22 protein-coding genes are annotated in these 24417 nt (G+C 63.2%); 4 read left to right on the top strand and 18 right to left on the bottom strand.

The features are described from left to right. Positions 1-3 precede the first annotated feature (3 nt). Both scpB and AC1DXS_RS09035 read right to left on the bottom strand, forming a co-directional pair. Positions 4-837 carry an SMC-Scp complex subunit ScpB gene (gene scpB / locus AC1DXS_RS09030; RefSeq protein ID WP_477737177.1) on the bottom strand — a complete coding sequence of 278 codons (834 nt, stop codon included), beginning with the start codon at positions 835-837 and terminating at the stop codon, positions 4-6. A gap of 122 nt (positions 838-959) precedes the next feature. Further along, a complete protein-coding gene (locus tag AC1DXS_RS09035) occupies positions 960-1994 on the bottom strand; it encodes an RluA family pseudouridine synthase (RefSeq protein WP_477737178.1) in 1035 nt (344 codons plus the stop codon). Between the two features lie 17 nt (positions 1995-2011). Between AC1DXS_RS09035 and AC1DXS_RS09040 the strand changes: the two genes are divergently transcribed. Beyond that, positions 2012-2836, top strand: a complete 825-nt coding sequence (locus AC1DXS_RS09040; RefSeq protein ID WP_477737179.1) for an outer membrane protein assembly factor BamD — start codon at positions 2012-2014, stop codon at positions 2834-2836. Here the strand turns inward: AC1DXS_RS09040 and AC1DXS_RS09045 are convergent. Both AC1DXS_RS09045 and AC1DXS_RS09050 read right to left on the bottom strand, forming a co-directional pair. After that, complete coding sequence (locus AC1DXS_RS09045; protein ID WP_477737180.1) at positions 2799-4805, bottom strand: ATP-dependent DNA helicase; 2007 nt, start codon at positions 4803-4805, stop codon at positions 2799-2801. The genes AC1DXS_RS09040 and AC1DXS_RS09045 overlap by 38 nt on opposite strands. Further along, on the bottom strand, positions 4805-5008 hold the full coding sequence (locus tag AC1DXS_RS09050) for a DUF465 domain-containing protein (protein WP_007871178.1): 204 nt from the start codon (positions 5006-5008) through the stop codon (positions 4805-4807). Before AC1DXS_RS09050 ends, AC1DXS_RS09045 begins: the two co-directional genes overlap by 1 nt. Positions 5009-5091: 83 nt before the next feature. On the opposite strand from AC1DXS_RS09050, the gene AC1DXS_RS09055 reads away from it, so the two are divergent. Continuing rightward, complete coding sequence (locus tag AC1DXS_RS09055) at positions 5092-5880, top strand: PP2C family protein-serine/threonine phosphatase (RefSeq protein WP_477737181.1); 789 nt, start codon at positions 5092-5094, stop codon at positions 5878-5880. Here the strand turns inward: AC1DXS_RS09055 and AC1DXS_RS09060 are convergent, their stop codons facing one another. The 14 genes from AC1DXS_RS09060 to AC1DXS_RS09125 all read right to left on the bottom strand — a co-directional run bounded on the left by AC1DXS_RS09060 (position 5881) and on the right by AC1DXS_RS09125 (position 21321). Next, the gene (locus AC1DXS_RS09060) at positions 5881-6564 is read right to left on the bottom strand and encodes a hypothetical protein (RefSeq protein WP_477737182.1); all 684 of its coding nucleotides are present in this window, start codon (positions 6562-6564) and stop codon (positions 5881-5883) included. Further along, on the bottom strand, positions 6561-7664 hold the full coding sequence (gene zapE, locus AC1DXS_RS09065; RefSeq protein ID WP_477737183.1) for a cell division protein ZapE: 1104 nt from the start codon (positions 7662-7664) through the stop codon (positions 6561-6563). Before zapE ends, AC1DXS_RS09060 begins: the two co-directional genes overlap by 4 nt. A 20-nt stretch (positions 7665-7684) precedes the next feature. Beyond that, complete coding sequence (gene lpdA / locus AC1DXS_RS09070; RefSeq protein WP_477737184.1) at positions 7685-9115, bottom strand: dihydrolipoyl dehydrogenase; 1431 nt, start codon at positions 9113-9115, stop codon at positions 7685-7687. A gap of 8 nt (positions 9116-9123) precedes the next feature. Then, positions 9124-9630, bottom strand: a complete 507-nt coding sequence (locus AC1DXS_RS09075) for a hypothetical protein (protein WP_477737185.1) — start codon at positions 9628-9630, stop codon at positions 9124-9126. Then, positions 9630-10901, bottom strand: a complete 1272-nt coding sequence (gene odhB, locus AC1DXS_RS09080; RefSeq protein ID WP_477737186.1) for a 2-oxoglutarate dehydrogenase complex dihydrolipoyllysine-residue succinyltransferase — start codon at positions 10899-10901, stop codon at positions 9630-9632. The genes AC1DXS_RS09075 and odhB overlap by 1 nt, the downstream gene beginning before the upstream one ends. A gap of 56 nt (positions 10902-10957) precedes the next feature. Next, entirely contained in the window at positions 10958-13846 is a 2889-nt protein-coding gene (locus AC1DXS_RS09085; protein WP_477737187.1) for a 2-oxoglutarate dehydrogenase E1 component, read from the bottom strand. 232 nt (positions 13847-14078) lie between these two features. Continuing rightward, positions 14079-15854: a thiosulfohydrolase SoxB gene (soxB, locus tag AC1DXS_RS09090; protein WP_477737188.1), complete on the bottom strand. Its 1776-nt coding sequence runs from the start codon at positions 15852-15854 to the stop codon at positions 14079-14081. 75 nt (positions 15855-15929) lie between these two features. Then, positions 15930-16589, bottom strand: coding sequence for a sulfur oxidation c-type cytochrome SoxX (gene soxX, locus AC1DXS_RS09095; RefSeq protein WP_477737189.1), 660 nt, complete (start codon positions 16587-16589; stop codon positions 15930-15932). 16 nt (positions 16590-16605) lie between these two features. Continuing rightward, positions 16606-17412 (bottom strand): sulfur oxidation c-type cytochrome SoxA, encoded by an 807-nt coding sequence (gene soxA, locus AC1DXS_RS09100; RefSeq protein ID WP_477737190.1) that lies wholly within the window; start codon positions 17410-17412, stop codon positions 16606-16608. A gap of 60 nt (positions 17413-17472) precedes the next feature. After that, on the bottom strand, positions 17473-17784 hold the full coding sequence (gene soxZ, locus AC1DXS_RS09105) for a thiosulfate oxidation carrier complex protein SoxZ (RefSeq protein ID WP_477737191.1): 312 nt from the start codon (positions 17782-17784) through the stop codon (positions 17473-17475). 61 nt (positions 17785-17845) lie between these two features. Beyond that, entirely contained in the window at positions 17846-18313 is a 468-nt protein-coding gene (soxY, locus tag AC1DXS_RS09110; RefSeq protein ID WP_477661644.1) for a thiosulfate oxidation carrier protein SoxY, read from the bottom strand. 128 nt (positions 18314-18441) lie between these two features. Then, the gene (locus AC1DXS_RS09115) at positions 18442-19590 is read right to left on the bottom strand and encodes a c-type cytochrome (protein WP_477737192.1); all 1149 of its coding nucleotides are present in this window, start codon (positions 19588-19590) and stop codon (positions 18442-18444) included. Further along, a complete protein-coding gene (gene soxC, locus AC1DXS_RS09120) occupies positions 19577-20920 on the bottom strand; it encodes a sulfite dehydrogenase (RefSeq protein ID WP_477737193.1) in 1344 nt (447 codons plus the stop codon). The genes AC1DXS_RS09115 and soxC overlap by 14 nt, the downstream gene beginning before the upstream one ends. Before the next feature lie 17 nt (positions 20921-20937). Continuing rightward, positions 20938-21321, bottom strand: coding sequence for an ArsR/SmtB family transcription factor (locus AC1DXS_RS09125; RefSeq protein WP_477737194.1), 384 nt, complete (start codon positions 21319-21321; stop codon positions 20938-20940). 320 nt (positions 21322-21641) lie between these two features. Between AC1DXS_RS09125 and AC1DXS_RS09130 the strand changes: the two genes are divergently transcribed. Next, positions 21642-22922 (top strand): surface lipoprotein assembly modifier, encoded by a 1281-nt coding sequence (locus AC1DXS_RS09130; RefSeq protein ID WP_477737195.1) that lies wholly within the window; start codon positions 21642-21644, stop codon positions 22920-22922. 10 nt (positions 22923-22932) lie between these two features. Beyond that, a complete protein-coding gene (locus AC1DXS_RS09135; RefSeq protein WP_477737196.1) occupies positions 22933-24396 on the top strand; it encodes a FecR family protein in 1464 nt (487 codons plus the stop codon). Positions 24397-24417: the final 21 nt, after the last annotated feature.

The following is a 24417-nucleotide window of genomic DNA, read 5'->3' on the forward strand; positions in this document are numbered from 1 at the left end:
TTTTTACATTCGAACGGAGGAGTCGAGGTCGTTCTGCCCGGAAGCTTCGGCATCGCTCTCCTCGGGCTCTCGCGCCGGGGAAGCCTCGGCGACGACTTCCGCCGGTTCGGGGACTTGCGTTTCAGCAGCATCGGGAGCGCCATCTGCTTCAGGGACTTCGTCCGCGGCAGCCATTTCAAGGGGCTCGCTTGCGTCGGCCGGCTCATGCGCGAGGGTGGCATCCTCCGCCTGCGCGGCCGACTCAGGGCCTTCCAGTTGCAGCTCGCCGTCCGCAGCCCCGGCCATCCCAAACTCGATTTGCTCCAGCATCGCGGCCGGCGTGGAGGAGGCGCTGTCCATAACGGGAAGCTGGTCCAGCGACTCAACGCCCAGGTCGTCCAGGAACTGTCGGGTGGTGGCGTAGAGCGCGGGCCGCCCCACGGTCTCCCGATGGCCGATGACTTCCACCCAGCCGCGGTCTTCCAGCTGCTTGAGGATCATGCTGTTGATCGTCACGCCGCGAATGTCTTCCATGTCGCCGCGCGTCACGGGCTGGCGGTAGGCGATGATGGCCAGCGTTTCCAGCGTTGCGCGGCTGTAGCGCGGGGGTTTTTCGGGATGCAACCGGTCAAGGTATTCGCGCATCTGGGGACGGCTTTGAAAGCGCCAGCCCGTCGCGACGTGCACCAGCTCCACACCGCGCCCCGACCAGTCGTTCTGCAATTCTTCAAGTACCAGCTTGAGGCTGTCGGCAGTCAGTACCCCGTTGAACAGCACACCCATCTCACGCAGTGGCAGCGGTTGCTGCGCGCAAATAAGTGCTGTTTCGAGGACGCGCTTTGCATCCGTCGTATTCATGATTGTGGTCGTTCCGAAAAAGGGCGGAAAAAAAGGCCGGGAAAACGTGGGTTCGGCGCTTGTTCGCGCATGCATCCATGCGCAGTCTCCTGGTCAGGAGCCATGGTGCAGGTAGCTGGAAACTACTGAATTTGATTGTATATCAGGCCCAAAGCAGCAATAGCCGCCTGTAAGTCGGCGGGTGGGTCCGCCCGGAACTCCACGGCCTTGCCGGTGACGGGATGCTCAAAGGCCAGGCGCCACGCGTGAAGACCCTGGCGACCCAGCCCCGCCGCCGGTGCACCGCCATAGAGCTCGTCCGACACCAGCGGATGGCCGAGAAGCGCCATGTGCACCCGTATCTGGTGGGTGCGCCCTGTGTGCAGCTTGCACTTGACCAGGCAGTGCTTGCCGGCGTTTTGCAGCAGTGAGACCACCGTGGATGCCGTCTTGCCGGCGTTTTTCTCAAGGTCCACGACCGCCATGCGCAGGCGGTTACGAGGGTCCCGGCCTATGGGGGCATCAACCTGCCGGGTTTTCGCACCCTGCCAGGCGCCGTGGGCCAGCGCCACATACTCCCGGCTCACATCCCGGGCGGCGATCAGGCCGACCAGTTGATCCATCACGGTTCGCTGCCGAGCCACCACCATCAGGCCGCTGGTGTCCTTGTCGAGGCGGTGGACGATACCGGCGCGCGGCAGGAACACGGCCTGGGGATCATGGGCCAGCAGGCCGTTGAGCAGAGTGCCGCTCCAGTTGCCGGGGGCGGGGTGCACCACCAGGCCGGCAGGCTTGTTGATGACCATCAGATAAGCATCTTCAAATACGATGTCCAGGGCCATGGCCTCGGGCTTGAAGGCCTGGCTCTGCGGCGTGGGGCGCAATTCGATCAGGAGTTCATCTCCCGCCTTGACTTTGGCTGAGGCCTTGGCCGCCGTAACGCCCGCCAGCTTCACCATACCGCCTTCGATCAGCTGCTGGAGATAGGTGCGGGAGAACTCGGGCACAATGGCGGCCAAAGCGCGATCCAGCCGGCTGCCATGGCTGTCCGCAGGGACCGTCACCTGGCGCAGTTCCATCTCGGCCGAAGCGTCCCCCTCCTCCTGGACTTCGTCAGCGGCGCTTTCGGGCGCAGCAGCGGCCGATATAATCAATTTGCTTTGTTCCGAATCAGTCATCAAGAAGGTCGATTGCAATGTTTTCCACCAAATTATCGGTCGTTCCCAATGCAATGCCGCTTCTTGCAGCCGTTTGCGCACTGTCCTTCGTGATCGCCGGCTGCTCCAGCACACCCGCCGTCGACAAGACGGCCACCTGGAGCCCCAACAAAATCTACGCCGAAGCCAAGGACGAAGCCAGCTCGGGAGCCTACGACAAGGCCATTCCCCTGTATGAAAAGCTCGAAGGCCGCGCGGCGGGCACCCCGCTGGCACAGCAGGCCCAACTCGAAAAAGCCTATGCGCAATACAAGGGCGGCGAGCAGGCCCAGGCCATCGCGACGCTGGACCGCTTCATGAAGCTGCACCCGGCCAGCCCGGCTTTCGACTATGCGCTCTACCTCAAGGGCCTCGTCAACTTCAACGACAACCTGGGCATTTTCGGCTTCATCTCGCGCCAGGATTTGTCTGAACGCGACCAGAAGGCCGCCAAGGAATCGTTTGAATCATTCAGGGAGCTGGTGACCCGTTTCCCCGAGTCGAAGTACACGCCGGACGCCCGCCTGCGCATGAGCTACATCGTGAATTCGCTGGCGCAATCGGAAGTGCATGTGGCACGTTACTACTATTCCCGCGGCGCCTATGTGGCTGCCATCAACCGCGCGCAGAGCGCGATCGCCGACTACCGCGATGTGCCCGCACTGGAAGAAGCCATCTACATCCTCTACAAATCCTATGATGCCCTCGGGATGGCTGAGCTGCGCGACGACACCCGCCGCATCATGGAAAAAAACTACCCGCAGAGCCAGTTCCTGACCAAGGGCTTCAAGTCTGCAGACAATCCCTGGTACAAGTTCTGGTAAGGGTGGTCAGCCTTTCCGTCAGCTCCTGTTCTGACGCCAGGCGCCGCATCGGCGGCAACGCCCTCAGCAGGCGCTTGCCGTAGCCCATGGATGCCAGCCGGCTGTCGCAAACCACCAGTACACCCTCGTCGCTCTCGCGGCGTATCAGACGACCGGCCCCCTGCTTGAGCGCCACGGCCGCTTCAGGCAGAAAATAATCGTTGAACGCGCTGCGGCCCTGTGATTCCAGGAGCTTGGAGCGGGCCTCCGCCAGCGGATCATTGGGCGGCGGAAAGGGCAGCTTGTCGATGATGACCAGCTGCAGCGCTTCTCCAGGCACATCAATGCCCTCCCAGAACGATGCCGAAGCCACCAGAACGCAGCCCTTGCCGCCGTTTGAATTACCTTCCCGAAAGCGCTCTATCAGCACGCGCTTGGGCATGGCGCCCTGTACCAGCACTTCCATGTCGGACGATTCCTGGAAAGCGTCCCTGAGGGCATCACCAATGGTACGCAAGGCCCGCAGCGTGGTGGTGAGCACCATGGTGCGGCCGCCCAGCTGCCTTGACCACCTCGCGGCGGATTCGGCCACCTTCACCGTATGCGCCGGGTCTCCGGGCTTCGGGAAGGCCGGCGGCACATAGAGCGCCGCCTGGCGCTCGTAGTCAAAAGGGCTGCCCACCCGCAGAACCTCAGCGTCCTCCAGCCCGCAAGGCTGGGTGAACCAGCTCAGCTTGTCGTCATCGCCCAGGGTGGCCGAAGTGAATACCCAGGTTTTGTCCGCACCGTCTCCCCCGCCCAGCACCTTGCTCTTGACCGCCTTGGAGATATCCAGCGGCGATTCGACCAGGCGCAACTGCGTGCCCACGTCGGCCCAGCGCACGCAGCCAGGCTCACAGGCGTGGACAAAGCGCCGGGCGCGTTCGGCCAATTCGGTGGCGCGCTCATGCAGGCGAACGAAGTCTGGGGCTATTTCACTGACGGTATCCAGCGCCGCGCAGGCCTGCTCGCAGGCGGCGTGAACGGCTTGCAGCGCGGCGTTCCACTCGTCCGGATGCAATCCTTCGGGAGATTCGCCCACCCACCTGAGCTTGGTCCCGGGGTACTGCTTGCCGGCGCACAATCGCATCTCGCGCGCGGCGTGCTCGACGGCGGACACCACCTCCTGCCAGTCAACCAGGCCGCGGGCCAATTGCAAGCCGGTGGCGAGCATATCCCTCGCGAAATCCAGGAGCTGGCCGGTGGTCAGGTTGGTGCCCAGGAATTGCACACCGGTTTCGTTGAGCTGGTGCGCTTCATCGAAGATGGCAATGCGCACCGAAGGCAGCAATTCGGCCACGCCGGATTCGCGTACCGCCAGGTCGGCAAAAAACAGGTGGTGGTTGATGACCACCACATCCGCCGCCATGGCCTCCCTGCGGGCCAGGTTCACATGGCAGGCGCGAAAGCGCGGGCACGTGGCGCCCAGGCAGTTCTCACGGGTGGAAGTCACCAGGGGAATCATGGGGGAACGTTCGTCCAGCCCCGGCAGCTCGGCCAGGTCGCCGGTGCGCGTCACCTTGGACCATTCTTCAATCCTGGCCAAGGCACGCACCGAAATGCCGTCGGGCAAGTAAGCCTCCTGACGGGCCATTTCCATGCGGTGCAGGCAGAGGTAACTTGCCCGTCCCTTGAGCAGTGCCGTGCTTACCGGAAGCCCCAGCGCCTCGACAAGGCGCGGCAGATCCCGTCCGAAAAGCTGGTCCTGCAAAGCCTTGGTCGCGGTCGACAGCAGCACACGTTCACCGCTGAGCAGCGCCGGGACCAGGTAGGAGAACGTCTTGCCGACGCCGGTGCTGGCTTCAACCACCAGGGGGTAGGCACCTTCAATGGCGCGCGCGACGGCCAGGGCCATCTCGGTCTGCCCGCTGCGCGGCGTGAAATGCTCGGCTGCCCGCGACAACACGCCGCCGGGCGCAAAAGCCTCTTCGACTTCAAGCGCGAGGGTCATCAGGCGGGCTCAGGGGGGTCCAGCGACAGCTCGAGTTGAGCGATCTGGTCACGCAGCTGCAGGCGCCGTTTTTTCAGGCGCCTGAGCAGCAATTCGTCGATGGGCATGGTGTGCGCCGCGATGTCCACCAGCGCATTGAGGTCCGCATGCTCCATCCTGAGTTCAATCAGCTGCCGTTCCGGGGAATGTAAATTTAAGTCCAAGGTTTTTTATCCGTACGCGCCGCTTCGCTTGATAATACGTCGATTGCGACCATAAATCGAGCCTCGCGCCGATCGACCACACAATGTCCAAAGGTTATCGAATCACAGCTTCCACCGGTATCCACAAAGGGGATCGGGACTACCAGCAAGACCAGGTCAACCTGTTCAGCCACTCGCGGATTCCGGGCTGCATGCTGGGCATCGTGGCTGACGGCATGGGTGGGCGCAGCGGCGGGCGCAAAGCTTCCGACCAGGTCATGTTGACCGCCAAGCAGCTCTTTGACCGCTATGCGCCGGAGACTGATGATGCCCCCGCCATGCTCAAGCAGATCATCGAAGAAGCGCACATCGTGATCAAGCTCACCGCGATCTCGGCCGAACAGGAACCCCACAGCACGCTGGCCGCCTTCCTGATCAATCCAGGCGGTGACTGCCATTGGGTGCACACCGGCGACTCCCGTATCTACCACTACCAGGGCAGCAAGCTGGTGCACCGCACGGTCGACCATTCCTACGTGCAGACGCTGGTCGACAAAGGCGAAATCACCGAGGATGAAGCCAATGTCCATCCTCAATCCAACATCCTGATGGGCTGCCTGGGCACCGAAGAGCCGCCGCCCATCACCCACCACTTTATCCCGCAGCTGCGCCCGGAAGACGTGCTGCTGGCCTGCAGCGACGGCGTGTGGCACTACTTCAGCGCCAGCGAAATGGGCTCGGCCCTGTCCATGCTGTCGCCGCGCGAAGCCACCGAGTTCCTGATACAGAAAGCCCGCTCCCGCGCACGGGGCGGTGGCGACAACCTTTCGCTCGTCATCGTCAAGCTCGAACCCCTGGCACCTGAGCCACCACCCCGCCTGGTCGCCGGCTGATCACCGGCTCGTCGCTGGTGAGTCGCTGGGCAGAGGCAGGGATTTCGCCGGCGGCTTGGTCTGCTTCTGGCGGTCGATTTCGTGTTGGGCCTTGCGCTCCTGCGCTTCTTTCACGCGGTCATTGTATTTTCTGGCTTCTTCCGCCGCTGTGGCCTGCTTGTCAGCCCGGGCCTGGGATTTGTCCTGGCTGCCCTTGAGCCTGGCGGCGTTGGCATCGCTGTTGGCCTGCTCGCCGGCTTTGGCGGCCGTACGGTCCTCGTTCTTTTTCTTCTCGCGCTCCAGACGTGACTGGTAGTCCGCCGCGGCTTTCGCCCGGCGGTCGGCGGCTTCCTGCTGGTTTGCGGGAGACGCCTTTTCTTCGGTCTTGCGGATCTGTTCGGCACCCCGGATACGACGCTCTTCATCGTTGAGCAGGATTTCCTGGCGGCGCAGGTCGCCCATCGCCTCGCGCCGCCGCTCGTTGACCTTGCCAAGGCAGCTGTTGACGGCGAATTTTTTATAGCACTCGGCGTCTTCGGCCAGGAAACCCGCCTCCAGCCGGGCGCGTTCTGCGCCAATCCGGGTACGTTCGGCGTCGATGCTGCGAGGGGCCTCAGCAGGGACGGCCGGCTGCGGCGCCACAGCTTGCGCGCTCGCAAGCCCACCCAGGGTGGCGATAAAGCATGCGATAACGATTCTTTTCATGTGAGGGTGGTGTCCACGTTGCGGCGGTCGAGGGCCAGGAATTCCTTTGACTGCATTTCGTTGAGGCGGGAGACAGTGCGGGGAAACTCGTGCACCATGGGCCCTTCCGTGTACAACGCCTCCGGCGGGACTTCTGCCGACATGATGAGCTTGACCCGCCGGTCATACAGTACATCGACCAGCCAGGTAAAACGTCTCGCTTCGGAGGCCATACGTAAGGGCATGTAAGGCACGTCGCTCAGCAAGACGGTGTGGAACTGGGTCGCGATCTCCAGGTAGTCGTTTTGCGAACGCGGCCCGCCACAGAGCGTCTTGAAGTCAAACCATACAACGCCACCCGCCTTGCGCCTGGCCTGAATCTGCCTGGACTCGATCTGCAGCACCGGGTTTTCATCCTGGGATTCCGCCAGCGCGTTGAAAGTTGCCGTCATCTCAGCGTCGGCCTGCGGGCCTAGTGGCGTGTGATAAAGCCTTGCCTGCTCCAGGGTGCGCCTGCGGTAATCGGTACCGTTGTCCACGCTGAGGACCTCCAGGTTCGCCTTGAGCAGTTCAATGGCCGGCAATACACGGTCGCGATGCATGCCGTTGGGATAGAGTTCGTCCGGGTGAAAGTTGGAGGTGGTGACAAAACCGACGCCGTTCTCAAACAAGGCCGAGAGCAGGCGATGAAGAATCATGGCGTCCGTGATGTCGGCGACATGGAACTCATCAAAGCAGATCAACCGATAGCGTTTGGCGATGCGCCGGCCCAGCTCATCCAGGGGGTTGGCCGTACCCTGCAGGTCCTGCAGTTCGCGGTGCACTTCGCGCATGAACTCGTGAAAATGCAGCCGGACCTTCCGGCGCAACGGAACGGCCCCGAAAAAGCAGTCCATCAAAAAGCTTTTGCCGCGCCCTACCCCGCCGTACATGTAGACACCGCGCGGAATGTCGGGCCGGTTGATCAGCTTCTTGAAGGCGTTGGAGCGCTGCTCCTTGAAATCCGCCCATTCAGAGGCGCAACGTTCCAGCGCCTCGACGGCGCGCAGCTGCGCGGGGTCGCTTTGATAACCCCGCGCCGCCAGTTCAGCGTCGTACGCTGCGCGTACCGGTTGAGCCACCGACTCGCTACCTGTGTAGCTCAGAAATTCAGCGTGCGTTTGTCCACCGCCAGGGCGGCTTCCTTGGTCGCCTCGCTGAGAGACGGGTGCGCGTGGCAAATACGCGCGATGTCCTCGCTGCTGGCGCGGAATTCCATGGCCACCACACATTCGGCGATCAGTTCGCTGGCGAAAGGTCCGACGATATGCACACCCAGAATCTCATCCGTGGCGGCGTCGGCCAGCATCTTGACCATGCCGGTTGTGTCGCCCAGCGCCCGCGCACGGCCGTTGGCCATGAAGGGGAAGGTGCCGGCCTTGTAGGCACGACCTGCGGCCTTGAGCTGCTCTTCCGTCTGGCCCACCCAGGCGATCTCGGGATTCGTGTAGATCACCCAGGGAATGGTGTTGAAGTTGACGTGGCCGTGCTGGCCGGCGATACGCTCGGCAACCGCAACGCCCTCTTCCTCGGCCTTGTGCGCCAGCATGGGGCCGCGCACCACATCGCCAATCGCCCAGACGTTGGGCAGGTTGGTTTTGCACGCGTCGTCGACCACCACCGCGCCGCGTTCGTCGAGCTTGAGGCCCACGGCTTCGGGAGCCAGGCCTATGGTGTTGGCCACGCGGCCGATGGAAACGATCAGCTTGTCGACTTCCAGCGTCTGCGCCTGTCCCTTGGCATCGACATAGGCGACCGACACGCCCTTCTTGGAAGACTTGACCTCGCCGACCTTGACGCCGAGCTCGATCTTCAGGCCTTGCTTGGTGAAAGCCTTGTGGGCTTCCTTGGCGATCTGCTGGTCCACCGCACCCAGGAAGGTCGGCAGGCCTTCGAGCACCGTCACGTCGGCGCCCAGGCGGCGCCAGACCGAGCCCATTTCCAGGCCGATCACGCCGGAGCCGATCAGGCCCAGCTTCTTGGGCACGGCGCCTATGCGCAGCGCGCCGTCGTTGGACAGGATGTTTTCCTCGTCAAACGGCGCACCGGGCAACGCGCGGGCATTCGAACCGGTGGCTACGATGATGTGCTTGCCGGAAATGGTTTCTTCGGCGGCGCCAGCGACCTTGACGTCATAAAGGCCGTTCTTGGCGGCGGCAAAGGAGCCGCGGCCGTGGAAGAAGGTGACCTTGTTCTTCTTGAACAGGTAGACGATGCCGTCGTTGTTCTGCTTGACGACGTTGTCCTTGCGGCTGAGCATCTTGGCGACGTCCAGGCCCAGGCCCTTGACCTCGATGCCGTGGTCGGCGAAGTGGTGGCCGGCCTGCTCGTAGTGCTCGGACGACTGCAGCAGCGCCTTGGAGGGAATGCAGCCCACGTTGGTGCAGGTGCCGCCCAGGGCGGGGCCGCCTTTGGCGTTTTTCCATTCGTCGATGCAGGCGGTGTTAAAGCCCAGCTGGGCTGCGCGAATGGCGGCAATATAGCCGCCGGGGCCGCCGCCGATGACGATAACGTCGAATTGTTTAGTGCTCATCAATATTCTCACTTCACTTTACGAAATGCCGGACTGTGTATGCCGGCAGGTGAACCAAAAGCCATCAAATAACCTGAGTCGCTGACCGTCGCAGACCATGAAGAGCCATTGTCCCGAAACGAAAGCGGCACCTTGGTCGGCACGCGGCACAACATCGGCATCGGCCAGCCTTCACGGATACACCGAATCGAATCTAGCGGCATCTTGTCGCTGAACAAGCTCCCCACATCCTCTCGACTCATTTCCCGCCAGGTTTGGGACACCACAACCGCATCGCCGGATTCGTTCCCGACAGCTTTTATATTCCACTGCCCCTGCCCTGCTTCAGAAATGGTCAGCCGCTTTATGCCTGTGAGAAGGTAACCCTTAGTAGGCACTTCCTCGAACTCGCCCGAAAAACCATCGTCAGTGCGAACCGACGCACAGCCTGCGGCCAGGCAAGCAGCAAAGATTGCCAGGATGACGCGCGCGGAAGACTTTTCCGACGCGCCGCCGCTGGCTTTCCCCTGCTTCATCAGATATCAAACAACAGGCGGGCCGGGTCTTCCAGCGCTTCCTTCATGGCCACCAGGCCCAGCACGGCTTCGCGGCCGTCCACGATGCGGTGGTCGTAGCTCATGGCGAGGTAGTTCATCGGACGCACCACGATCTGGCCGTTTTCCACAACGGCACGGTCCTTGGTCGCATGCACGCCCAGGATGGCCGACTGGGGCGGGTTGATGATGGGGGTGGACAGCATGGAGCCGAACACGCCGCCGTTGGAGATCGAGAAGGTGCCGCCGCTCATTTCCTCAATGCCCAGCTTGCCGTCACGCGCCTTGGCACCGTATTCGGCGATCTTCTTTTCGATGTCGGCAAAGCTCATCTGGTCGGCATTGCGCAGGATGGGTACCACCAGGCCGCGGGGCGAACCGACGGCAATACCGATGTCGAAATAGCCGTGGTAGACGATGTCATTGCCGTCCACCGAGGCATTGAGCACGGGGTATTTCTTCAGGGCGTGCACAGCCGCCTTGACGAAGAAGCTCATGAAGCCGATCTTCACGCCGTGTTCTTTTTCAAACTTTTCCTGGAAGCGCTTGCGCATTTCCATGACGGGTGCCATGTTGACTTCGTTGAAGGTGGTCAGGATTGCGTTGGTGGCTTGCGATTGCAGCAGGCGCTCAGCGATACGCGCGCGCAGGCGGCTCATGGGCACGCGCTGCTCGGGGCGCTCGCCCAGGTCGGCAGGCTTGGCCGAAGCCGCGACCTGCGGCAGGGCCGTGGTCGGTGCGCCCGTAGGGATGGCGGCAGCGGCAGGCTTGGCGCCACCGGCGGTCGCGCCGAGCACGTCGCCCTTGGTCACGCGGCCGTCCTTGCCGGTGCCGGGCACAGAGCCGGCGGCCAGGTTGTTGTCGGCCATCAGCTTGGCGGCTGCGGGCATGGCAACGCCCGCCATGGAACCACCTGCTGCAGCGGGTGCTGGGGCCGGAGCAGGCGCCGAAGCTGCCGCGGCAGCCGGTGCTGCTGCAGCGGCGGCGGCGGGCGCCGCGGCACCTGCCTTGCCTTCGGTGTCGATCCTGGCGATCACCTGGTCGGACACCACGGTGCCGCCGTCGGCGACCACCAGTTCGGTCAGCACGCCGGCCGAAGGCGCGGGCACTTCGAGCACGACCTTGTCGGTTTCGATTTCGATCAGGATTTCATCCACGGCGATTGCTTCACCGACTTTTTTCTTCCACTGCAGCATGGTGGCTTCGGCCACGGACTCGGACAGCTGGGGGACTTTGACTTCTACGATAGCCATGTTGTTTCTTTCGTGTACGTTCTAGTGTTCTGTTCTGTATGGTGAAGAGGCCGGCCTTACTTGGACAGCACAAAGCCCTTGAGCTTGGCGAAGGCGCCGTCCACCAGCGCCTTTTGCTGTTCCTGGTGCAGGTGCGAGTAACCCACAGCCGGCGATGCCGAAGCGGCGCGGCCTGAGTAGCCCAGCTTCTGGCCGTCGAGCATGTTTTCGTGGATGTAGTGCTGCACGAAGAACCATGCGCCCTGGTTTTGCGGCTCGTCCTGGCACCACACGATGTCGGTGGCGTTCGGATAGCGTTTGAGTTCGGCCGCGAAGGCCTTGTGCGGGAAGGGATAGAGCTGCTCGACACGCAGGATGACGGTGTCGTCGGCGCCCTTTTCCTCGCGCTTCTTCGCCAGGTCGTAATAGACCTTGCCCGAGCAGGCGATGATGCGCTTGACCTTGTCGGCCTTCTTGTTGATCTCTTCCTTGTTCTCGGGGATCACGGTCTGGAAGGCGCCCTTGGTGAACTCGGACAGCGGCGAGGTCGCGTCCTTGTTGCGCAGCAGCGACTTGGGCGTCATGATGATCAGCGGCTTGCGCAGGTTGCGCACCATCTGGCGGCGCAGCACATGGAAGATCTGGCTGGCTGTGGTGGGCTGCACCACCTGCATGTTGAGATCGGCCGACAGCTGCATGAAGCGCTCCAGGCGCGCCGAGCTGTGCTCAGGGCCCTGGCCTTCGTAGCCGTGCGGCAGCATCAGCGTGATGCCGTTGACACGGCCCCACTTCACTTCACCCGAGGCGATGAACTGGTCGATCACGACCTGCGCGCCGTTGGCGAAGTCGCCGAACTGGGCTTCCCAGATCACCAGCGTGTTGGGGTCGTTGGAAGCGTAGCCGTATTCAAACGCCAGCACCGCCTCTTCGGACAGGATGGAGTCGATGACGACGAATGGAGACTGGTTGTCGGCCACGTTCTGCAGCGGCACATAGGTGCCGGTGTCGAACTTCTCACGGTTCTGGTCATGAATGACGGCATGGCGGTGCGTGAAGGTGCCGCGGCCGCAGTCTTCGCCCGACAGGCGCACGGGGTAGCCGCTGGCCACCAGCGAGGCGAAGGCCATGTGCTCGCCCATGCCCCAGTCCACGGGAATGTCACCGCGGCCCATGGCGGCACGGTCGTCATACACCTTCTTGACCAGCTGGTGCGGCGTCACGGTGGATGGGATGGCCGTGATCCTGTCGGCCAGGCGCTTCCACTCGGCCATGGGGATGGCGGTGTCACCCGCGTCGGTCCACTTCTTGCCCAGGTAAGGAGTCCAGTCGACCGCGTACTTGCTCTTGAAGTTGGTCAGCACCGGATCGAAGGTGCTCTTGCCGGCGTCCAGCGCCGCGCGCGTGGCCTTGACCAGGTCGTCGCCCAGCGTGTCGCCCATGCCCTGGGCCGCCAGCTTGTCGGCGTACAGCCTGCGCGTGCCGGGGTGCTGCGCGATTTTTTTGTACATCAGCGGCTGGGTCAGCGCGGGGGTGTCCTGCTCGTTATGGCCCAACTTGCGGAAGCAGATGATGTCGACCACGACGTCCTTGTGGAATTCCATGCGGAATTCGAGCGCGAGCTGCGTGGCCAGCACGACCGCTTCGGGATCGTCGCCATTGACGTGCAGCACCGGTGCCTCGATCATCTTGACGACGTCGGAGCAGTACAGCGTCGAGCGGCTGTCGCGCGGGTCGCTGGTGGTAAAGCCGATCTGGTTGTTGATCACGATGTGCACCGTGCCGCCCGTGAAGTAGCCACGGGTTTCGGCCAGCGCCAGGGTTTCCATGACCACGCCCTGGCCCGCGAAGGCGGCGTCGCCGTGCACCAGCACGGGCAGCACCTGCTTGCCTTCGGGGTCGGCGCGTCGGTCCATGCGGGCGCGCACCGAGCCTTCCACCACGGGGTTGACGATTTCCAGGTGTGAGGGATTGAAGGCCAGCGTCAGGTGGACCGGGCCGCCGGGGGTGGTCACGTCGGAGCTGAAGCCCTGGTGGTATTTGACGTCGCCGCTGGGCAGGTCTTCAGGAGCGGTGTGGTCAAACTCGGCGAAGAGGTCGGCCGGGACCTTGCCCAGGGAGTTGACCAGCACGTTAAGGCGGCCGCGGTGGGCCATGCCGATCACGATTTCCTGCACGCCCTTGACGCCGCCCTGCTGGATCAGCTCGTCCATGCTGGCGATGAAGCTTTCACCGCCTTCCAGCGAGAAGCGTTTCTGGCCGACGTACTTGGTGTGAAGGAAGCGTTCCAGGCCTTCGGCGGCAGTCAGGCGGTCCAGGATGTGGAGCTTCTTTTCCTTGGTGAAATTGGGTTTGCTGCGGATCGATTCGAGCTTTTGCTGCCACCAGCGCTTGTGGTTCTGGTCGGTGGCGTACATGTATTCGGCGCCAATCGTGCCGCAATAGGTTTCACGCAGTGCGTTCATGAGCTCGCGCAGGCTCATGCTGTCCTTGCCGAAGAAGGTGTTGCTGGTGTTGAACACGGTTTCCTGGTCGGCGTCGCTGAAGCCGTAGAACGAGGGCTCCAGTTCGGGAATCTTGTCGCGTTCGGCGCGTTTGAGCGGGTCCAGGTCGGCCCAGCGGGCGCCGACATTGCGGTAGGCGGCGATCAGCTGCTGGACGGCCGTGCGCTTGCGGCCCATTTCGGAGTCGGCGCCGCTGGCAACCACGACCTTGGTCTGGCCCTGTTTGGCGCGTTCGGCGAAGGCATTGACGACCGGCAGGTGCGGAACATCCTTGGCATTGCTGCCGTCAACGGCGGGAACGTGCTGGAGTGCGTCGAAATACTCGCGCCAGTTGTCGGGCACGCTGCCGGGGTTGGCGAGGTAGTTTTCGTACATCTCTTCGACATAGGGCGCATTGCCGCCGAAGAGATAAGTGTTGCCTTGATAGGCTGCATAGACGGACGACGCCGCCGGGTTGGAACTCATATCCGCTGACCTCCGTTTCCCTTAGGGAAACATTAGCTGGTTAAAGCTGGTTGATTAACCTTCCGCAACACGGCTGGACCGATTAGCGGATGCGACTGTGGCAGGAAGGGCCTTCAGAAACAAGCCAGATTGTGCCACCGAACTGTGACAGCGGAAAGACCGTGGTTATGCGTATCTCGAATGCGGACCCTCTTTTACATGGCTCACACTCCCACACACCCCTACTTCGGGTTCATATGCCTCGGCTTGACAGCTGATTGACAGTTGGCTGGCAGATTGGGGCGAAAACTCWGGCGGCAAGGCCAGGGTCGCCGGCCACACCAAGCAGCTTCGGCGCGTTGGGCTTGACGGGTTTGATGACTTTCTGGGCCTTTAAGTAGCTTTCCACCACGTCCCACACCGGCGGGCCCGCGTTCTTGCTGGCTTCGGCCACCGGCGCCCAGCCGGCCACCTTGTAGGTCTTGCCGGCTTCTATGAGCTTGCCGCCCAGTCGCATGTCCTGGATGCGATCGCCCATTTTTGCGCCGGGCTCGCAGGTGTAAGTGAGGCCGCCCACGCGCACCATGTCGCCGCCCTGCTGGTAATAGGGGTCGGGGTTGAACAGGTTGTCGCCCACGTCTTCCAGGATGGTCTTGATCATGTCGCCGCGCATGTCGGTCAACGTGGTCCAGGGATAGCTGATGGCGGTCTGGTCCATCACATGCTCGCGCGTGATGGCCTGGCCAGGCAACAAAGAAGTGCCCCAGCGGAACCCCGGGGAGAACGCGATCTCTGCGCCGCGCACCTTCATCAGCGCATCCAAAATGAGCTGATCGAAGCTGCCGTTGAAATTGCCACGGCGGTAGAGCGTGCCTTCCGTCACCGCCAGCTTTTCACCGAGTTTGGCGGTGTAAGGCGCCCTCACCTTCGCGATCAACTCGTTCATGGCTGCATCGGCCGGCAGCAGGTTGGCAAACACCGGCAGCAGCCGGTAGTTGAAGCCGGCCACCTTGCCATCCTTGACGTCAAGGTCCAGCACGCCCAGGAACTTGCCGTTGCTGCCGGCATTGGTCACGATGGTCTGGCCGCCCGGATTTTTGACGATCACCGGCACCGGCACGCCGTCATGGGTGTGGCCGCCCAGGATCGCATCGATGCCGGTCACGCGCGAAGCCATCTTAAGGTCCACGTCCATGCCGTTGTGGCTCAGCAGCACCACGGCCTGGGCGCCTTTGGCGCGCGCCTCGTTGACGGTCTCCTGCATCTCGCTTTCGCGTATGCCGAAAGTCCAGCTGGGCGTGAGCCAGGCCGGGTTGGCGATAGGCGTATACGGAAAGGCCTGGCCGACGATGGCGACAGCCACCCCGTTCACTTCCTTGATCACATAGGGCTTGAATACCGGGTCGCCGAAGTCGCTGGTCTTCACGTTCTGGGCGACGAAGTCGACCTTTCCGGCGAAGTCCTGCTCGACGATCTTCTTGATGCGCTCTTCGCCATAGGTGAAGTCCCAGTGGCCGGTCATCACGTCCACACCCAGCAGCTTGGCCGCGTCGACCATGTCCTGGCCCTGCGTCCAGAGTGCCGTGGCGCTGCCTTGCCAGGTGTCGCCGCCGTCCAGCAGCAAGGCGCCGGGGCGCCCGGCCTTGAGCTGTTTGACCAGCGTCGCCAGATGCGCGAAACCGCCGACCTTGCCGTATTGGCGCGCCGCCCGCTCGAAGTCGAGAAAAGTCAGGGCATGGGCTTGGGGCGTTCCCGACTTGAGGCCGGCCGCCTTGAGCAGATGTTCGCCCACCAGATGCGGCGCCTGCCCGCGCATGGCGCCCACGCCAAGGTTGACGGAGGGCTCGCGAAAGTAGATTGGCAGCAGCTGGGCATGACAGTCGGTCATGTGCAGCAAATGCACATTGCCGCTGCGCGGCAGTTCATAGAGGCCCGCGGCCTGGGCGGCGCCGGCCTCGCGCTGCAGGGGGAAACCGGCGGCCAGGGCGGCCGCCATGACACTTGCAAACTCGCGGCGGGAGAGATTCATGGCGTTGGTCATCCTGCCCGGCGCGCCAGGCATGCTTTCAGGTTGCGGTCGATCCGGGCGCCGGAGCGCCGCGGATCACTTGTTGACGGGCGAGTTCGGGTCCAGCAGCAGCGCCATCACGTCACGGATCTGCTGCTCGTTCAGGATGGACGCATGGCCGAAGCGGGGCATGTCGGAGCAGGCGTTGTAGGCCTTGGCATTCCACAGCTTGCCCCAGGTGTAGTCGATGATGGGCTTGCTTTCGGGCGAGGCCGGGTTGCTCACGCCGCGCAGCTTGCCGTAGTTGTAGAGGCTGGGGCCTATGGAGCCGAAAGACAGCTCAGCCTTGCTGATCTGGTGGCAGTTGTAGCAGCTGCCGCCATTGGCCTCGCCGGGCTTGTCACTCCAGGTCAGGCCTCGGCCGTTCTGCGCGATTTTCTCGCCCTCGCTCCAGTTGCCCAGATACTTGCCGTCCGAAGGCGGCTTCACGGTCTGCAGGTTGGCCTCTTCAATGGACTTGGCGAGCTTCTCATCCAGCGGCTTGCCGGCTGCTTCCGAGCAGGCCTGGTTGGAGGCGTCCATCGTCAGCCGGTCCATCTTGGCGATACCTTGTTCGCGGAAGGAGCTCTTGAGCACCTGCTGCGTGGCTTCATCAATCTGCTGGGCCGTGGGTGCAGTGGCGCAACTGGACAGGAAAAAAGCCGCGAAGACCAGGCCGGCCGCGGACAGCGCTACTTGTGTATGTGACTTGTTCATAGGATTCCCTGCCGGATTAACGTTTCAAGGCAGGCGCGATCGAAACGCCGCCCTTGCTGTTGACGCCCATGTACACGCCCAGGGCGATGGTGGCATCGGAGGTATAACCCGGGAAGGGGAAGCGCTGCTGCCGGTAGCAGTCGTTCAGGCGGCGCTGCATGCTCCACAGGTCGCCGCTGGAAACCCGGTAAGCCGGCCAGGCGCCGAAGCCGTTGCCGGCGCCGGGCTGCTTGGTCAGGTTGGGCAAGTCTTGCAGGCGAACGCGTTTGTTGTCCTCGCCATGGCAGGACGCGCAGGAAAAGTCGTACGGGCCGCCGCGAAGGTAAAACACCTTCTTGCCGACTTCGTACATCAGCTTTTCCTTGGCGTGCGACTGCGGCACATTGAACGCCATGTCGCGCGACTCGGCAGAGATATACGCCACCAGAGATTCAATCGACTTCTGCTCGCCCGCGCCAAAGGGGGTCTTGGCGATGTCGGCGGCGCTGAAGCCCTGCAGCTGCTCCATGCAGGTCAGCAGGCGCGACTCCAGGTCCTGTACGCGCTGGGTGTCGGCAAAAAAACGCGGCAGTTCAACAAAAGCGCCCTTGACCACACCCGGGCCTTTGCCCAGGTCGCATTTTTCCAGCGAGGCGTTTTTGGGGCCGCGCGCCTGTTTCCAGAGGGCCTCGCCTTTGGCTTCATACAGCTCGGCGGGGTTGCCGTCGGCCAGCATGGCGCGGTATTCGGCAATGCCTTCGGCCGTGCTTTTCTGCGCCGCTGCCGGCAGCGGCAAGGCGGATATGGCGGCCAGGGCCGCCAGCCCAAACAGGCTCAATTTCATCGTGGTCTCCTCAAATATCGTTGTGGACGGCCCGGGCCGTAGCGAATGGCCCGCGGGAACTCAGGAGATAACAGCCTCGTCGGTCCGCTTGTCGCCGTGGTTATCGACCCAGCTGACCGCGATCTTGTCGCCGGCCTTGCCTCCCTTGAAGCTGAACTGCACAAAGGGATTTTTGGACACGGCCGTGCCCCACTGGGCGCTCATGACTGTCTTGCCGTTCCAGGTGGCGTTGATGTTCTGGATAAACCAGGCCGGCACGGTCTTGCCGGCTGCATCCTTGCGCTGGCCGCTTTCCATTTCATGGCTCACGAGCACACGCACCGTGGTTTTATCGCCTTGGGCCTGCGCCCTGATTCGCATGGGATCTGACATGATCTTTTGTCCTTAAATTCTTCAACAACATTACCGGCGTAGCGAGCGGCGCAGTAGCCGCTCAGCCGCCGCAGCCGCCTAGCGTTACCTTGACTTCCTTGACCGCATAGAAGTACTTGTCGCCAGCCTTGGCCAGCGCATAGACATTCGAGGACTGGCCCATCTTGATGTTGGTCGAGACATTGGCGTCGGTGCCGGCCGGGATCTCGAACATGGCGGCCAGTGCGCTGGGGTTCTTTTCGACGACCAGAGCGATCTGCGTGGTATTGGCGATATTGCTTTGAGCGCCCACACGCACCACGTTGCCGTTTTCGGCGATCTCGGGCGCCTGCAGCAGCAGGTCCTTGCTTTCGACCGGAGCACTGGTGGCGCCCATGGCCTTGGCCGCATCGGCCAGAGACTTGCTCTCAAAAGCGGCCTTGTTCCAGCCCGGAGCGTTTTGTGCGTAGGCCGGGCTCAAGCCCGAAGCGGCTGCCAGCGCCAGCGCCGTGGCGCCTGAGCTGCTAGCCAAAAAATCACGACGTTCCATGGTTGAACTCCTCTTTATATAACTTCAATGTCTTAAACACTTTGTCCGATTGGACACCAAAACCTCAACGACCCGGAAGGGTATTTCTCCCAAGCGTGCCCCCAAAAAGCATCGTCGGCTTGCTCGCCCTACTTGGCCGCACCCTGTGCCAGCCATTGGGAAATCTGGACTGACTCCGCCGCGCTCAAAGCCTGCGGCGGCATGGGGATCGCTCCCCATACGCCCTGCCCGCCTGCCTTGATTTTGCCCGAGAGGTAATTCACCGCGTCGRCACGGTCCTTATATTTGTTGGCTATATCCTTGAATGACGGACCCACCAGTTTGTTGTCCATGCCGTGGCAAGCCACACAGGCATTTTTCTGCAAAAGCGGCATCACGGACGCGGCGCCCGAAGTTGCCGTCTTCACGACCGCAGCCACCGGCGCAGCGGCGACGGGTGCCCGCTCCGCTTGAACCACAGCAGCGCCGGATTGTGCCCCTGCCGCCGACGCGGGCCGTGTCGTGTCTACTCCGCGGCTTTCGCCAACCAGCCGTGACTGCTCTGCCAGGTTGCCATGGGCATTGCGCGCATAGTCAGGCAAAAAGCTTTTGATCACCACTTCGGCCTTGCAGTTCACCATGCAATTCGAGCCCTGCACATCGGGCCTGGCCGTGCCGCCCAGTTCCTTGCCGGGCCACATCGCGTGCGCTGTGGTCATGCCCTTGCGATTGGGCAGGCGGTCCTGCACCTCGCGGATGTTGACGTCCGACAGCGTGAAGTCTTCCGGCAGCACATTGCCCAGGAACAGGATGTAGGCCGTCGCGGCATAGACCTCGTCGGGTGTCAGCGTCTTGGGCGCGGTCCAGGGCATGGCGCGGTTGATGTAGTCCCACAGCGTCGACAGCGTGGACACCTTCATCAGCGTGGTGCGGTTGGGCTGGTTGGCGCCCGGCATCAGCCCGTCGACCCGGCCGTTTTTCACGTCCTGCGCCGTGGTGCCGCCGGCAATCGGCGTGAACACCTCGGACGACTCGGCAAAACTGCCGTGGCAGGAAGCGCACTGCGCCTCCCACAATACTTCACCCTGGCGCACCGAGCCCTGGCCCTTGGGCAGGCCCTTGAAATCGGGACGCACGTCGATGTCCCAGGCCTTGACTTCGGCGGGCGTGGCGGTCCGGCCGATGTTGGCCAGCGCCGCCTGCCGCGCGGCGGCTTGCGTTTGCGCGAATGCCGTGCCCATCGTGCCAAGGCAGGCGAGCACCAGCAGCGAGCACCGGACACGGTTAAACCTGGACATTTTTCACCTCGCCGTTTTCTTCCAGCGACCACGACTGGATGGCGTTGTTGTGGTAAATGCTGCGCGAGGCGCGCACCTTGCGCAACTCGTTGTAGCTCGGCTGGATCTGCCCGGTTTCGTCCAGCGCGCGGCTCTGGAAAATCGCCGGCTTGCCGTCCCAGACGAAGTCGGCGTTAAAACGCGTGAGGCACTTGGCCAGCACCGGGCCTTCCAGCCGCGCCTGCGTCCAGTTGCGGCCGCCGTCGACCGAGACATCGACCCGGCGAATCTTGCCGCGCCCGCTCCAGGCCAGGCCCGTGATGTTGTGAAAGCCTTTTTGCAGCAGCACCTGGCCGCCGCTGGGCGAGGTGACCACGCTTTTGACTTCCTGGATGCTGGTGTACTGCCGGTGCAGGCCGCTGGGCTGCAGGTCCACGTAGTGGATGGTTTCGTCCTTGGCGCCGTAAGGCATGTCACCCACTTCGATGCGGCGCAGGTATTTGACCCAGCTCACCCCCTGCACGCCGGGCACGATGAGCCGCAGCGGGTAGCCGTTTTCGGGCCGAAGCATTTCGCCGTTTTGCCCATAGGCGACCAGCACCTCGCCGCTCATCACCAGGCTCATGGGAATGGTGCGCGTCATGCCCGAGCCGTCGGCGCCTTCAGCCAGGATGAATTTCGCGCGCTTGAAGTCGGCGCCACAGAGTTCCAGCAGGGTGCGCAGCGGCACGCCGGTGAACTCGCTGCAGCTCAGCATGCCGTGGGTGTACTGCACCGTCGGGACGGCGGCATTGCCCCATTCCATGCCGGTGTTGGCGCCGCACTCGATGAAATGCATGCGGCTCACGCTGGGCAGGCGCATCAGCTCGTCCATGTTGAAGACCATGGGACGCTTGAGCATGGCCTCGTCGGAGCCGTTGAGCATCAGCCGGTGTTTGGAGGGGTCTATGTCCCACCAGCCCTGGTGGTGGCGCTCAAAGTGCAGACCGCTGGGCGTGATGATGCCGAACAAGCCCTGCAAAGGGCAAAAGCTCACGCTGGCCTGGCCCACGCGCGTCAGGCCCGGGCTTTCGCGGCGCTGCAGGTTTTTCTCGAACTCGCTGGGCAGGCCGTAGCCGCGGGCCGCCACCGGCTGGCCCAGGCCCTTGCTGTGCGGCGGAAGGTTCAGGACTTCAGGTTCGCCTTCGGCAGGCGTCGCCGCGCCCTGCGCGACGGCCCGGCCCGCGGCCACAGTGCCGGCCGCGGCGGCAAAGGCGCCGGCCAGAAAGCCGCGGCGCCCTGCCCGCACTTCTTGTATCTGCTCCCGGGAAAGAAAGTTTTCGGGCGCGCGCTGCAGGAATCGGTTCAGCATGGGTGGCGTCTTTCGGTTCAGGCGTCCAACATGCCGGGGCGTGGCGACAGGCTTTCCGCCGGGGACAGCGCGCCCGGCTCGTCCAGCTCGATGGCGATCTGGGTGCAGACGCTGCGGCACAACGCCACCGCTTTTTCGCTTTGCACCCGGTAAATCACCTGGGTGCCCTCACGGCGCTTGGCCAGCACGCCGGTGCGGTACAGCACGGCCAGGTGCTGTGAAAGATTGGGCTGGGTGGTGTCGATCTCGGCCAACAGTTCGTTGACGGATTTTTCGCGCTCGCACAGAGCGCTCAGCACGCGCAGGCGCATGGGCGTGGCCAGCACGGCGAACAACTCGGCCGCCAGTTCAAACACCCGGCCCCGCTCAACCTGGGCGCTGGCGTGGATCATCTCGTCCATGGTGACTCCTAGTGACTTCTTCTTAATATAAGCAATGACTAATATTATTCATGCGAATCGGGAAGCCATCCCCCGTAAATACCCTCGGGCGGCCCCTCAAATTGGTGAATATCACCAAGCCGGTGCCAAAGCCCCGAAAAGGTGTTGCCGCGCCGCACTTACGCCCTCTGTGCAAGGTGTAATAAACCCCTTAAAGTCACGCCCGCGTGATATAAAACTTTTGTTGCTTACGGGTTGTTACCTGGGACCTTTATAAAATAATACTTATGTATTCAAAAAACAGACTTCTCTCGGGCGCGATCGTTCTTCTTATTGCCAGMATGGCCCATGGCCTGGCGCAGGCGGAAGTCGACGCTTTGGTCAGCAATGCACGCACCCTGCTGGACCAGAGCCAGGCGCAAAAAGCGTTTGACCTGCTGGAGCCGCAAGAGGCCACGCGCGCAGGCGACCCGGACTTTGACACCGTCCTGGGCATCGCAGCCAACGAAACCGGCCAATACACCCGCGCGGTATTCGCCCTCGAACGCGTGCTGGCCGTACAGCCCAGCAACTCGCGGGCGCGCGCCGAACTCGGCCGCGCGCTGTTCTCCGTCGGCGACACCAAGGCCTCACGCCAGGTGCTGCTGGAGACCAAGCAGGACAACATCCCGGCCGAAGCCGCCGCCACCATCGACCAGTTCCTGCAAGCCATTGACCGGACCGAGGAAGCCGCCCGCTCGTCGGTCAAGCCCTTCCTGGAAGCCAGCATCGGCTACGACACCAACATCAACAGCGGCCCCGGCAACCCCAATGTGGCTGTGCCTGCCTTCGGCGGCCTGATCTTCACGCTGAACTCCGCCGGCGTCGAAACCAAGGATGCCTACATGAGCCTGGGTGGCGGCCTGTCGGCCCGCTACGTGGTGGATCCGCGCTGGTCGCTGATCGGCAATGTCTACGGCAACGGACGCGTCAATGCCAAGTACAACGACTTCAACACCGGCCAGGTGGATGTCAATTTCGGCGCCAGCTACCGCTATGACAAACACGAGTTCTCCGGCGTCGTCCAGGCCGGGACGTACACCGTCGCCGGCTCGCGCGCCCGCGACCAGCAGGGCCTGGTCGGCGAATGGACCTACCGCATCGACGGCTTTCGCCAGTGGAGCACCTATATCCAGTGGGGCGATTTGAGCTATCCCGGCCAGTCCCTGCGCGATGCGACCCGGACGGTGATCGGGACCTCTTACGCACACGCTTTCCGCGACAGCAATATCGTGGTCTTCGGCGGCGGCTATGTCGGGACGGAAAAAGAACGCGCGGCCGGCGTTCCGCACCTGGGCCATGACCTTGTGGGCCTTCGCACCGGCATCCAGAAAACTCTCTCTGATGTGCTGGCGCTGTTCGGCAGCCTCGCTTACGAAGACCGCAAATACGGCGGCGCCGATCCGCTCTTCCTGGTCACGCGCCATGACAAGCAGTGGAACCTGAACCTGGGCCTGAACTGGGTGCCCGCCAAACTGTGGCGCGTGACGCCCCAGCTGGCTCTGACCTCGGTGAAATCCAACGTCGCGATTTCCGACTACAAGCGCAGCCTGCTCTCGGTGACGGTGCGCCGCGACTTCTGAGCTTGCGGTTTTGACTGAAGACATCCGCCGCTACAGATCCATGAAGACCATCCGGGAACTCCCCCTCAAACGCGCCGCCCTGTCGGTCGTGATGGCGGCGGCCCTCCCCGCGCCGTCCTTTGCCGCCGGCTCGGCCGGCGTGGCCCAGTTCATCGCCGGCGACGTCAACGTGCTGCGCGCCAACGGCAAGACCGAGGCGCTGGCCAAAGGCAAGGCGCTTGAAAGCGGTGAATCCATCCTGACCGGCAATGCCGGCCGGGCCCAGGTGCGGTTTTCCGACGGCGGCCTGGTCTCCCTGCAGCCCAACACCGATTTCAAGATCGCCAACTATGTCGACGAAGCCGATCCCAAGCAGGACCGTTTCCTGGTTGACCTGCTGCGCGGCAGCATGCGCGCCATCACCGGGCTGATCGGCAAGCGAAACCGCGACAACTACAAGGTCACCACCACCACGGCCACCATCGGCATACGCGGCTCGGGTTTCAGTGTGGGCTACAACCCGGATGGATCCCTGGGCATCACGACCGAGCTGGACGCCATTGAAGTCTGCAACGCCGGCGGTTGCGTCGGTCTCACGGCCGGCGAGTCGGTGCGGGTCGTCAACAGCTCCGAGGCCCCCGTTCGCACCAATGTGCGCGCCAATGTGCCAACGCCGCCACCCACGCAGGAAGCGGTCGTGGCGGGTAACCAGACCACGTCCGACGGCAAACCCGCCATCGTTCCGACCGTCACTGCGCCCGTCAAACAGGTGTTCACCGACCTGGCCGCGGCGGTTGCCTTCACCGACAGCAGCACGACCAACTCGGCGGTCGAAAGCTACTACCCCGAGGCCGGCACCGCCGTGCTGACCAGCTTCCTGAGCGGCAAACCCATCGATTTCGACAGCGTCGACAGCCGCAACGTCAGGACGCAGTTCCGCAGCACGCCCGGCCTCACCACGATGGAAAAGGGCGCACTCGGTGCGCCGGCCGACGCCGACTTTGTCGGCTGGGGCAGCTGGGTGACGGGGCAAAAAATCGTGGCGGGCTCCACCACCACCATTGAATCCGTCCACTTTGTGATGGGCCGGCCGACACCGACGGCCCAGTTGCCCGCCGACAACATGCAGGGCACTTACCAGCTTGCCGGCGGCACCGCCATTTCCAGCACGCTGGGCGCAGGCCAGCTCGTCAGCGGCTCGCTGACCGCCAACTTCGGCGCCTATGGCGCGGGCCAGGGCTATGGCAGCCTGAACCTCACCACGCGCTTCGGCGGCAATGACTACGGCATCAGCAGCAGCCTGGACACCAACAACTCGAAGATCACCAGTAGCTCGGGCGCAAACGTCACCGGTTTCTTCACCGGCAACAATGCCAGCCGCGCCGCGCTGGTCTATAGCGCGCCCTCGGTGACGGGCGCCGGCCCCAGTGCGGGCCAGGTTTCCGGCGCGGCTGTTTTCCAGCAGACCAACCTCGTCTTGAGCCCGCCCCTCTGAGCAGGGCCACCCCTAGCCCCT

This window comes from Polaromonas sp. P3_B1 (genome assembly GCF_056402935.1).